Below are 12181 nucleotides of genomic sequence, written 5' to 3'. Positions count from 1 at the left end.
GGGGAAGATCGCTCGCCGCGCAGTGATAATCTGGCGCATGCCCAGCGCCACGACGACAGCCGACGACGAAGACAGCGACGAATCGCTGATGCTGCGTTATGCGGCCGGCGACATGGCGGCTTTTGATGCGCTGTATGCGCGGCATGAACTGGGCGTGTGGCGCTATGTGTTTCGCAGTGTGCGGGTACAGGCGGTGGCCGACGACCTGCTGCAGGATGTCTGGTTCGCCGTGGCACGCAGCGCCGCCACCTATACGGTGACAGCGAAGTTCAAAACGTGGCTGTTCACCATGGCGCACAACCGGATGGTCGATTACTTCCGCACGGTAAAGCAGCATGTCAGCATCGATGGACGCGGCGACGATGAAGAAGGCCTGGGCCTTGGCGATACGCTGGCGGCCGACTCGGGCTTCGGCCCGGTGCGCCGATTGGAGTCCAGCGAGCAGGCCGAGGCGCTGATCGCCGCGGTGGAACGGCTACCGCTGGAACAGCGCGAAGCCTTCCTGCTGCAAGCCGAAGCCGGCATGAGCGTGGAAGACATCGCCACCGCAACCGGCGTCAGCTTTGAAACCGCCAAGAGCCGCCTGCGCTATGCCCGGAACAGCCTACGCCAGCAGCTACAGGAGTTTGCATGACAGAGCCTGAACACAGCCCGCACGGCGACGAGCTGCTGCAGCGCTACCGGGAGGCCAGCGCAGACGACACACGCCGCCCCGGCGCGCATGTGCGTGACGCCGTGCGCGCCCACGCGCAGATGGTGATCGAAGCCGGCAAGCAGGCCGGTGCGCCGCAAGCTGTCGCCAACACCGATGCAGCGCAGCGCCCGGCAGCCAACCAGTCGCGCTGGAAAATCTCCGCGCTGGCAGGCCTTGCGCTCGCCGGCTTGACGGGGCTGCTGGTGCTGCAATTTGACCGGGGCACCGACGAGGAAAAAGAACTGGCGTTTGGCCAGCCCAGTCCTACGGCGCAGTCGTCGCCGGCAGCGGCACCTTCGGCAGCAACAGGAACAGCACCACCGGCTTCGCCACCGATGGCCGCGACTCCCGATCCTGTAGCGCCGCAAACGCCTACACCGGAACCTGACGCCCGGAAGCGGTCTGCCGAAACAGCCAAGCCGGCCTTGAAGTCACCGGCCCATCCGGCACAGGACAAGGCAGTGGCCTCTCCTTCAGCGGATGAGCCAGCCACGCGGAAAAAAGAAACCAGGGCACCAATGGACACCACAGCGCCCTCAACTGCGCCGTTTGCCACACCAGCGCCCGCTGCCATGCCCGCTCCTGCACCTGTCGCCCCCATCCAGGAAAATGCGCAGCCCTGGCCCGGGCAGGCGCCGCACATGGAGGGCATGGGGGTCGGATCGCTGTCGGCATCACCATCGCAGGCGGAGACGCCCGCCGCAGCGCCAGCTGCGCGTGCTGCAGGCGCGCCCCCCCCTGCTGCGGTTGGCGCGGCCGCGCCTGCAGCACGCGCCGTAGCGCCCCTACAAAAGCAGGAAGGCGCCCTGCAATACCGCGCACCGCGTGCGGAAGCGGGTGCCGGGCCCAACCGCCTGGCCGGGGCTCTGCAGGACGCTGCCCGTGCAGGACGCCTGGAGCTACTGGAGCGCCTGCTCCAGCAAGGCGCACCCGTCAACGCAGCCGATACGGCAGGCCGCACGCCGCTCATCCTGGCCGTCATGCAAGGCCACACCGCCGTAGTTCAGCGCCTGCTGGCAGCCGGGGCCAACCCGGCGCTGGTGGATCAGGAAGGACTCAACGCCCTGCAGCATGCGCGGCGGCTGGGCTTTGACGGGATCGCCCACCTGATTGAAGCAGCCTCCTGAGCGCCGGAACGGCATTGCGCCGCGGACTTACAAAGACAATTGGCTTGCAGCCCAATACTGGCGGGCGCAAGCAGCTATGTATTCAATAGCAGTTGCAGACCGGAAGTTTCAGCCGGCGTAATACAGCACCGCCACAACATGGCAGGCGGTACCGGCCGCGACAAACAGGTGCCACACGAAGTGGCCGTAGCGCAACCGTGAATCGGTGGCGAAGAAACCGACGCCAAGCGTGTAAAAAAGCCCACCGGCCACCAGCCAGAAAAGCCCCCAGCCCGGAATGAGCTGCAGCATCGGCTTGATGGCGATCACGGCGATCCATCCCATGGCGAGATAGAGGATGGTGGACAGCCGTGGCCAGCGCACGCCCGCAAAGGCTTTGACGGCCACACCGGCCAGCGCCATGGCCCACACCAGCCCGAACAGCGTCCAGCCCCAGGGCCCGCGCAACACGMCCAGCGTGAACGGCGTGTAGGTGCCGGCAATCAGCAGGTAGATGGCGCCGTGGTCCAGGACCTGGAACACCCGCTTGGCACGCATCGCCCGGATGGCAGGCAAGGCGTGGTACAGCATCGAGGTGAAATACAGCACCACCATGGTGGCGGCAAAAACGCAGACCGCCGCCACATCGAGCGCATCGCCGTCGCGCGCACTGGCGATGACCAGGAAAGGCGCCGACACCAGCGCAGCCAGCAGCGCGACACCGTGGCTCACACTGTTGGCGATTTCCTCGCCCAGCGTCTGTTGCCGGTCTTCCTGGCCCCCACGCTTTTCACTTCGTGTAATGCGCTGCCCCCTGAGGGGGCTGGACTTGCTTGGGGCGGCCCTGCGCTGCGTCCGCAATACTGCGTCAGCTACGTCAGGGCCTGCCGAATCGGTCATCGCTTGAGCAATGCCTTCAGCACGTTCTGCACACGCCTGGCGTTGCCGGCGTCAAAGTCGGCGGCCAGCACCTGGGCGGTGTCTTCACCCCAGGTCTCGGCCGGTGCGGGGGCATTGCGCTTGGTCAGCAACTGCAGCTGCAGCATACGGCGCGCGCTGATGTGCTCGGCGGGCGTGGGCAGCTCGGCGGCAATCTCCAGTCGCAGCAGCGCTTCGGAAGCGTCCTTGCCCGAGGGCGTGCTGACGGCCTGCACCCAGCGGTTGCGCACGGCCGGCGCCACGGCTTTGCCGAGGTCCTGCGCGCTTGGCAGTTGCGCCGGGTCGCGCTTTTCCCAGGCTGTCAGCAGGTGCGTCAGCACTTCACCGTGCGCCTGCATCGCGAGTTTTTTGAGCGCCTGGTTGGCGGCGTCAAAGGCTTCGCGCTGGGCACGGAAGGCGGCATCGCCCAGGCGTGGGCCACGCTCTTCAAACGCGGGGCGTGCGTTGCGGTCTCCCCGATCATGACTGCGCGGGCCGCGGTCGTCACGGCCTTCCCGGTAAGGCTCAAACTTGTTGTCGGTGCTCTGGCGCGGGCCGCCGGGCTTGCTGCCGGGGCGCGAGTCTTTGCGGTCGCCAAACTTTCCGCCGCGTCCGGCCGCTACGGGCTCGGGTTTCTTCATGCCCGGTCGGTCGTCGCCGCGCCGTGCGATCACCGGCTTGGGCGCGGGTTTTGGTGCGGGCGCAGGCTCAGCGGGCGCATCTGCTACGTTTTCTGTAGCTGCTTGCGCAGGTTCTGCCTGGGCTGCAGCCTCATTGCCCTTTGYAACGGGGGCGGCATTGATGTCGGCCAGTGCAGCCTCAACCGATGGCGCTGCCGGGGCGGCAACAGGTGCTGACGCCGGTGCGGGCACTTGCCCGCGCACGATGGCTTCCAGCGCCTTGGCAGCCGCGTGGATTTTCTGCACATCGCCGCTGGCGGTGGCGGCTTCCACAGCCTTGGAGGCGTCCAGCACCATGCGGTCGTATTCGCCCAGCGCCGCGGCGGCTTTTTCGCGTTCGGCGGTCTTGCGCTGGAAAGCGTCGTCGATGGGTTTGCGGAAAGCGTCCCACATCTTCTGCTCTTGCTTGCGCTCGATCGGCACGGCCTGCGCTTCATGCTGCCAGCGCTGTTGCAGCGACTTGACAGCGTCGATGCGCAACATCGGCTCGGCGCCCAGCACATTGGCTTCTTCAATCATGGCCTTGCGGCGTGCAATGCTGTCATGGCGCGCAGCGGTCAGCGGAGCATCTGCGGCATCCATCGCAGCTTTCCATTGCGGCTGAATTTCGGCAAACGCCTTTTCACCCAGATGGCCGGCTTCACGCCATTTTTCGACAAAGCCATTGAGGCTGCGGATGTGGTGCTTCCAGTCGGTATTGCCTTTGTTGGCTTCGGCCCACGCCTGCACTTCATCAATCAGCAGCTTGCGTTCAGCCTTGACGGTTTCGCTTTGTTCTTTGACCTTCTCCAGCCAGGCTTCAACAACCTTGTGTGCTTCGTTGCAGGCGTCGTCAAAACGCTTCCACAGCGCGTGGTTGGGCGTGCCGCCCTGGTCACTGGTCTTCCACTGTTCGCGCATGGCGCGCAGGGCTTCCTGTTGCTTGCGCCCGCCCAGCGGCTTGGCCACCAGGGCCTCGGCTTTCACGACGAGTTCTTCGCGGATCTGGTCGGCGCGCCAGCGCTGCCAGCCTTCGAGTTCACCTGCCGCAGTGAGTGCGGCGTGCGCAGCGGCTTCGAGCTTGCTGTCGATGTTGCGAATATGTTCCTTGAGCGCATGACGCAGGTCGGCCGCCACCTTGGGGGTGGACTTGCCATGGCCTTCGGTGACTTCGTGCTCAAGCCGTGCCAGCGCTTCCTGGACGATGGCGGAAGATTTTTCGCGCATGTCTTTGAGCACGGCCGGGTCGATCTTGGCCTTGGGCGCACGTGCGGGCTGCTCACCCGCTGCAGGCGGCAGGCCGCGTGCGGCGCGCAGTTCGTCGGCCCACACCGGCACAGCCGGCAGCGGTGCGGCAGTGTCTTCAGCAGCCTTCTGGGCCTGCGCAAGGGCGCCCTGGAAGGCTTCCCACACGGCCAGCAACTGCGCGCGCGATGCGTCGAGCAGCGGAGGGAATTTGGTGTCCACACTGGCCCAGTTGGCGTCGTGTGTGATGTCATCGGCTTGCGACTGCCAATGCGTGACGTCGCCGCGCAAGGACTCCAGCGCCGCTTCAGCGTCGCGCCAGGGCTTGAGCGACAGCACTTCGGTACGCTGGGCCAGCAGCACGGCGGCTTCGCGCTGCACCTGGGTGCGGTGCTGCAGGTCTTCAATCGTCTTGACGCGGTCGGCCAGCTGGACCTTCAGGCCGGCCAGCGGCTCTTTGGACAGCGGCGCGCCGGCCTTGGCAGCATCGCGCTGCCAGGCCAGGGCGTCGGCCAGGTTGAGCTTGGGCACAGCCAGCAGCGCCTGGGCTTTTTCGGCCCACTCGGCGGCCACGGCTTCCTGGCCTTTGCTGCGCTTGAGTTCGTCGAGCTTTTCTTTCAGCGGCTTGGCGGCGCCCTTGTCGCGGTTGGCCAGGTCTTTGTAGACCTCGGCCATCTGCTCGGCGGTGGGCTCGGTGGCCAGCCAGGTGCGGATGCGCGCCGTGCGTTCACCGGATGTGGGCGCAGAGAAAGCGCCGCCGGTCAGGCCGTCCAGCGGATGGGCTTCAGCCTGCTTGGTGGTAGGCGTTTTCACGGCGGGGGTTTCAGGTTTGGAAGATTTAAACATGGGAGCGCAAGGTCAAAAAATAAGTGCCACCAGCCGCAAGGCTCCCCGGGGAATGGAGGACTTTGCGGGCGGCAGCGGGTGTTGGATTGGATGGGGGGCCGGCGCCGCAACCCGTGTTGCGCGCCCAGGCCCAAAGGCCCCATAAAAGCTTTATCAATAAAGCACTGACGCTATTTTCGCTGTTTTTACGGCATCGCCAAATTCAGCTCCGCGCGGGGTGTCCATTTGGCCTCCGGCGGCACGGATTTGGCGGCCCCCAGAAAGAGCCTTTCAGGCGGTAAATCGCGCGAAGCCAGGTAGTCTTTCACCGCCACGCCGCGCTGCACGGCGAGCTCGCGCATGGCGTCGTCATTCACCTTGATGTCGGCCAGCAGCAGCTTTTCCATCTCGGGCACGGGCAGGTCTTTGGCCAGGCCGACCAGGTTGCGGGGCTTGGGCATGTCGGCGCGTTTGTAGACTTCCTTGAGCAAGGCCGGGTATTCAGCCGGGCTGATGCTGACCGCCGCCGTCGCGGTGCCGCCCTCTTTGGCCGTGGCGCGGCGCTTTTCAGCGCGCACCAGGGCGTCGAGCCGCTCGCGTTTAAAACCGTCGCGTTCGGCATCGACGCTGCTGGTGCCCACCACGGTGAGCCGCAGCGATGGCCGGTCGGCCAGTGCCTTGGCCACTTTGTCGAGGCCGGCTTTGGCCTCCGGGCCCAGCTCGGCGCTGCCGGCGGCAAACCCCACGGTGCTGAGCTCTTCCCCGCCGCCGCCCAGCGCATTGGCCAGCAAGCTGAAGGGTGCGGTGATGGCTTTCACAATCACGTTGAGGATGACCTTGACGATGATGGGCCCGAGGCTGAACTGCGGGTCATTGAGCGAACCACTGATGGGCAGGTCGATGTCGATCACGCCGTTGCGGTCGGCCAGCAGCGCCACCGCCAGCTTGACCGGCAGGCTGGCGGTTGAGCCTTCCACCTTGTCGCCAAAGCTGAGCTGGTTCAGGATGACCTTGTTGGTGGCGGTAAGCCGCCCGTCGGGTTGCACCACATAACCCACGTCCACACTGAGCTTGCCGCGGTTGATGCCGTAACCCGAGTACTTGACCGAGTACGGCGACAGCGGCGGCAGCTCAAGGTCGCGCACCTTGCCCTTGATATCGAGCGCCAGCGGCTTGGCCAGCGGGTTGAGTTTGCCCAGGATTTCCAGCGAAGCCGTGCCTTCGGCGCGCCCGCGCAGCTCGAGGTCGGCCATGTTGGGCACGGTGGCCGTGGTACCCGGCACCGTGGGCGCCACCGATGAAAAGGCGCTGAGCTTGCCGGTCAGGTCGCTGAGGTCGGCCGAATAATTGGGCTTGACGAAGCGGTCTGAGAACAGCACCTTGCCGTTGATCAGGCTAATCGGGCCGAAGTTGACGATGGGCGGCGGGGAGCCGCCAGCCGCCGCGGCGGAGGCCGTCGGGCTGACCGGTGCTGTCGACACGAACTTTGAACCTTTTGAGCTGCTGGACCGCAATGGCTGTGCGCCACCAGCTATTATTTCAGTAGCAGATGAAGCTTGCGGTGAAGATGACGCCGATGATGGCGAAAGGGCCAGGGTGGCCGTTCCGCCTGCTGCACTGGCAGCCACCGCGTCCTTCCCCGGCTTCACCAGGTTCTGCAAATTGATGCGGCCATCGGGCAGGATGATCACGCGCGCAAAGAAGTCGGTGAGCACGGTTTCCCGCACATCCACCCGGGTCGCCTTGGCCGGGTCCAGCGCCACATTCAGGCCGCGCAGGTTCAGGGCCTTCCAGGCCAGCAGGTCTTCGCTGGGCGCCAGCGTGTTGGCGCGGAACTCTTCCAGCGACACATCACCCGCCACCTGTGCCTGCGGGCCAGCCGGTGTCTGCCGGTAAGACACACGCCCCTTGAAGCTGGCGTCCGCGCGCAGCAGTTCGATGTTGAGCACATCGGCAAGGTAGGGCTCGAAGGCCTGCACCGGCAGCCTGTCGACCACCAGCCGGCCCTGCGCCTGAACCGGACTCAGGCCGAGATTGCCGTTGAAATCGACCTTGCCGGGTTCAAACCGGCCGGTGGCCAGGCGCAGTGAGGCGGTCAGCGGCATGGGTTTGGCAGCTTGCGCCTTGGCGTCCGGCCTGTCGTCCAGCATCAGCCCGCCCAGCTGGGCTTTGGCGGCTGTCACTTCAAACACCACCGGCTTGCTGCCCGATTGGTCGGAAAACGACATGGCGCCGCCGTCCAGCTGCACATCGGCAATGGCGACGGCCCATGAAGGCGCCGCCGCGCGTGTTGCCGCGTCGGTAGGGGGCGGCGCCGGCGTTGCGGTGCCCGGGCTCGCCATCCAGCGCTGGTACATCCAGCGCTTGTCGGTGTCGCGGTCGACCTTGGCCTTGGGCTGGTCCAGCTGCATTTTGGCGGCCTTGAAGGACTGGCCCGTCACGTCGATGTCGACCTGCGCAAGCTCAACACGCTTGACGGAAACCAGCGACACCTTGCCCTGCGCCAGCAGGATGTCACTGAGCGCCAGTTGCGGGGCGGTGACCTGCAGTTGCTGCGGCTTGTCACCGCTGGGCGCCTGCCAGTTCACGCCGAGCTGGGCGTCGAGCTGCCCGTTTAATGCTGGCAGCAGGAACTGGCCGACGTATTTGGCGGCCATGCCCAGCGGCCAGGCCGCCACGGTAGCCGTGGCCTGGGCGGTCTGGTCGGTGGCTGTGCCGCTGAAAGTCAATAACGCCGGCGTTGCCAGTGCTTGGGCCACGGGCTGGGCCGGTGCTTTGGCGGACGGCTTCGCACCGGGTCTGGCCGGTACAGGCACTGAAGCTGCGGGCGGCGGCTCCAGCCCCAGCGAACCATTGAACCGCAGGGGCGCGTTAGCCGCAAAAGGCATGGCGATGCCGGAGGCATCGAGCGTCAGTCCGGCGAGGTGAATGTCGGCGGGTGAAGCCAGCGTTTCGTCCAGCCAGTTCACACGCCCGGCACGCACCGCCACGCGGGCGATCTGCACTTTCCAGGGTGCGGATGAAGGCGTGGTTTTAGTTGAAGGTGCAGACGCCGGGGCACCAGCCGAAGCCGCACCAGCAGGTGCCTGGGCTTGAATATCGGAAGAGTTTTGGCCTGCAGCCCTTTCTGGCTGTGCGCCACCAGCTCCTTTTTTAATAGCATCCGGCGTCCCGGGCGGCAGCAGATTCAGCCGCCCTGCCCGGTCCCGGGCGAGGGACAACGTAGGGGCCGTGAGCTCTACCGCAGACAGTTTGACGAACTGCTCCAGCGGGCGCACGTCGTCCATCGTGATCTGCAGGCGCTCAAACGCGAGCAAATCCGCGCGGGCCGGCGGCAGGGCTTCGCTGTCGGCAGCGCGCTTGCCGGATGCACCGGGTTTTGCAGCCCGCGCCGCCGCCACAGCCGGCGACTGCCCGACCGTTTGCGCGGCCAGCACACGAACCTTTTCCGCCGTCACGGTTCCGGAAATCCGCACCACCGTGGCGGGTGTCTGCTCAAACGCGACTTTGGCGTCGGCATGCAGCACCGCGCTTTGCAGCCTGACGGGCAGGCTCGCCGGCCAGTACGCCAGGTAAGGGTTCAGGTCAAAACCGCGCAGCGTGAAGGTGGCGTCGGTTTTGTGGGTCTGGGCAAAGGGCGTGCCTTCGGCAGCGGTGTCAAAGCTGCTGCCGTTGAGCTTGAAAGCCAGGTGCGGCGAGGTTTTGACCTCTCGCTGCGATTTGAGGTTGCTCAGGAAAGGCACCGACAGGCCCAGATCCCGCAGTTCATGGGTCTTGCCGACCRACTGGTCGGTGAAGTCCATGCGCCCGCCGCTGACGACGATGTTGTAGACCGCGAACTTCGGCGGATCGCCGGGCGGCGCGTCTGCGGGTGTTTTGAAGCGCTCCAGGATATCGTCGATGTCGTAACGGCCGTCACCTTGATGGGTAAGAAACGCGACGGGTTCGTCCACCTGAACAGCGTCGGCCACTGGGGCGAGGCGAAGCAGGGACTCCAGCTCTGCATCTATATATAGGCGCTTGACGGAAAACTGGGGTGTTGCCTGGGGAGAAGCTGCCGAAACGCCACCCACAGGGCCGGCACGGGCAATGGCCAGGTCGCGAAGAGTCAGTTCGAGCGACCAGGGCTTGAAGTCGACCTCGCCCACGGTGACCTGGCGGCCCAGCTTTTCAGAAGCGATCTTCTCCAGTTGGGATTTGAGGATGGGCGGCACGGCCGCATAAGCCAGCGCCCACAACACCAGCAAACTGCCCACTGCCCAAGCAGAAAAAACCCCGGGCAGTCAGACCGACCGGGGTTGACGGCGGGCGTTTATGCTCATGCCGTCGGGGTTCCGCAAAGAAGAGAGTTATCGTCTCCAGTGCGATGAAAGCAAGTGATTGCTTCCAGATTTTCCGGGGTTGGTTACCCGGTTGGATGCGTGAGTGAACACGCAATTGCAGGTTAAACCCCTGCCGTCCCGCAAGCAAGACCATCTTTTCAATCACAGCGCAGGATGTGATTGCCGCTGCCTTTTTGTGTGCTCCGGGGCCACCCGCGCCGGCCTCAGGTGCCGATCCGGCGACTACATGCAACATGGAAAACGGCCTACAACCGCAGCCGCGAAAGGCTGATCGCGCTTTTTAGAGGCAAAACTTAACTTAGAGCTCCATCTCAAATAAAGCCCGTAAACACCTTGATTCAGGCCGGTTTTGCCGGAAATCAAGGTTTTTATTTGACTTTTTAATATAAAGAATCAATTTGTTATTATTGACAGGTTATTAACCAACCCCATAGAATCCCGCCAGTCCCACGAATCCTAGGGACAACCCGAACCCGCTGCCCTATTCCTCAAAGAAGCCGGCAACGTCAAACAAGGGTCAACACCCACAAGGCTTGCCTTGGTTTGATGGCGACCCAATCAAAGCCTGCCTGGCCCCCCAAAGGGCCTGCAAGCGTAGAAAGGAGTGCTATGACAGCGCTAGGACAATTCGGCCTTAACCTGAATGTCAACGCACACATCAAGAATGTGCGAAGCAGTGTTTCAAACATTGTTGACGACATCTCCCAAGGCTTTTTCGAGATTACCCACAACAGCTTCGCCCTTCTGGGCCTGGCAGTCGTGTTTGCGGTGATCACCCTGACTGCCCGGCCCGACTTGCGTCAGGCCGGTGAATTCAAGCTCATGACCTGGCTGCAGCAGCGCCAGGAAGCCGCCATCGGTTTTACCGAGCCGGCCGCCATTGAGCGCGCCACGGCGTCCAACCCGAAAGACCTGCCCGCCCAACAGGCGGCGGTGGCTTACTGGCTGAGCAAGAAGTACGGCGTCGCGCCCGAGCCGCTGAGCGTGCTGGTGGCCGAGGCCTTCGAGATCGGCCAGAAAGCCAAGCTCGACCCCACCCTGATCCTGGCCATCATGGCGATCGAGTCCGGCTTCAACCCGTTCGCGCAAAGCCCGGTCGGCGCCCAGGGCCTGATGCAAGTCATGACCAAGGTGCACCACGACAAGTACGACAACTTCGGCGGCAAGCTGGCGGCGTTTGACCCGGTGACCAACCTGCGCGTCGGCGTCAAGGTGCTGCAGGAATGCATCGCCCGCGCCGGCTCTGTCGAGGGCGGCCTCAAATACTATGTAGGCGCAGCCAACATGGACGACGACGGCGGTTACGCCGGCAAGGTGATGGGCGAACATGCCCGCCTGCTGGCCGTGGTGGCGTCTGCCTCCAAGCGCGGTGCGCCCTCGCCTTTCTTCACCACACCCGGTGGCTCGTCGCGCCCGGTGCCGGCCTCCCTGCCGGCCACGCCCGAAGCTGAAGGCAAGACGCCTGACAAGGTGGCGTTGCTGAACCAGTCCTGATTCGGGCGACTTGGGGGTCTTTTCACCCCATGCACTGCAAAAAAAGCCGGGCCGCCTACAGCGCTCCGGCTTTTTGCTTTTCGGGGTGCAGGTGAAGAAGCCCGGAAGCGGCAGGTTTTGGGCGCGCTCAGTTACACTAGCGAGGTGCGCGACTGGCGATAGGCTCAAGGTTTTCGCAACCATTGGAGCTGACGTGGGACACCACTGGGAAGCGCACCGCTGAAAGCCGTTGGGCCGAAGCGTTTAGCCGTTCGCCTGGGCAGCCCTTGTTTCAATAGCAGGGACCACGTCTTTAAGGACTGCCATGTACCACCGCAACATCCTGGTTGAACAAACCGACCCTGAAATCTTCGCCGCCATCCAGGCTGAAAATGCCCGGCAAGAACACCACATCGAGCTGATTGCCAGCGAAAACTACGCCTCGCCCGCCGTCATGGCCGCGCAGGGCTCGCAGCTCACCAACAAATACGCTGAAGGCTACCCCGGCCGCCGCTACTACGGCGGCTGCGAACACGTCGACGTGGCCGAGCAGCTCGCCATCGACCGCATCAAAACCATCTTCGGTGCCGAGGCCGCCAACGTGCAGCCGCATTGCGGCGCATCGGCCAACGAGGCCGTGTTCCTGGCTTTCCTCAAGCCCGGCGACACCATCATGGGCATGAGCCTGGCCGAAGGCGGCCACCTGACGCACGGCATGGCCCTGAATATGAGCGGCAAGTGGTTCAACGTCGTCTCCTACGGCCTCAATGACAAGGAAGAGATCGACTACGACGCGATGGAGCGCAAGGCCCACGAGGCCAAACCCAAGCTGATCATCGCCGGCGCCTCGGCCTACAGCCTGCGCATCGATTTCGAGCGTTTCGCCAAGGTGGCCAAGGCCGTTGGCGCGATCTCTGT

The 12181-nt window shown here is 64.5% G+C and carries 7 protein-coding genes and 1 riboswitch; of the genes, 4 read left to right on the top strand and 3 right to left on the bottom strand.

Features of this window, described 5'->3' with window-relative positions; translation table 11 throughout:
- Nucleotides 1–37 precede the first annotated feature (37 nt).
- Together AC1DWI_RS05230 and AC1DWI_RS05225 are read left to right on the top strand one after the other, a co-directional pair.
- A complete protein-coding gene (locus tag AC1DWI_RS05230; protein WP_477668982.1) occupies nucleotides 38–634 on the top strand; it encodes a sigma-70 family RNA polymerase sigma factor in 597 nt (198 codons plus the stop codon).
- On the top strand, nucleotides 631–1821 hold the full coding sequence (locus AC1DWI_RS05225) for an ankyrin repeat domain-containing protein (RefSeq protein ID WP_477668981.1): 1191 nt from the start codon (nucleotides 631–633) through the stop codon (nucleotides 1819–1821). Before AC1DWI_RS05230 ends, AC1DWI_RS05225 begins: the two co-directional genes overlap by 4 nt.
- Before the next feature lie 108 nt (nucleotides 1822–1929).
- Here AC1DWI_RS05225 and trhA read toward each other — a convergent pair whose 3' ends face one another.
- The 3 genes from trhA to AC1DWI_RS05210 form a co-directional block, all read right to left on the bottom strand.
- On the bottom strand, nucleotides 1930–2700 hold the full coding sequence (gene trhA / locus AC1DWI_RS05220; protein WP_477724486.1) for a PAQR family membrane homeostasis protein TrhA: 771 nt from the start codon (nucleotides 2698–2700) through the stop codon (nucleotides 1930–1932).
- Nucleotides 2697–5468 carry a DUF349 domain-containing protein gene (locus AC1DWI_RS05215; protein ID WP_477724485.1) on the bottom strand — a complete coding sequence of 924 codons (2772 nt, stop codon included), beginning with the start codon at nucleotides 5466–5468 and terminating at the stop codon, nucleotides 2697–2699. The genes trhA and AC1DWI_RS05215 overlap by 4 nt, the downstream gene beginning before the upstream one ends.
- A 185-nt stretch (nucleotides 5469–5653) precedes the next feature.
- On the bottom strand, nucleotides 5654–9703 hold the full coding sequence (locus AC1DWI_RS05210) for a DUF748 domain-containing protein (protein WP_477724484.1): 4050 nt from the start codon (nucleotides 9701–9703) through the stop codon (nucleotides 5654–5656).
- A gap of 696 nt (nucleotides 9704–10399) precedes the next feature.
- On the opposite strand from AC1DWI_RS05210, the gene AC1DWI_RS05205 reads away from it, so the two are divergent.
- Together AC1DWI_RS05205 and AC1DWI_RS05200 are read left to right on the top strand one after the other, a co-directional pair.
- Nucleotides 10400–11284 carry a lytic transglycosylase domain-containing protein gene (locus AC1DWI_RS05205; RefSeq protein WP_477668977.1) on the top strand — a complete coding sequence of 295 codons (885 nt, stop codon included), beginning with the start codon at nucleotides 10400–10402 and terminating at the stop codon, nucleotides 11282–11284.
- 138 nt (nucleotides 11285–11422) lie between these two features.
- Nucleotides 11423–11552: riboswitch (ZMP/ZTP riboswitch) on the top strand.
- Between the two features lie 36 nt (nucleotides 11553–11588).
- A partial coding sequence (locus AC1DWI_RS05200; RefSeq protein ID WP_477724483.1) for a PLP-dependent aminotransferase family protein occupies nucleotides 11589–12181 on the top strand: 593 nt, incomplete at its 3' end.

It is taken from the genome of Polaromonas sp. P3_C2, assembly GCF_056402675.1.
The sequence above is the reverse complement of the archived record's forward strand: the minus strand, read 5'-3'. Positions and strand labels throughout refer to the sequence as shown.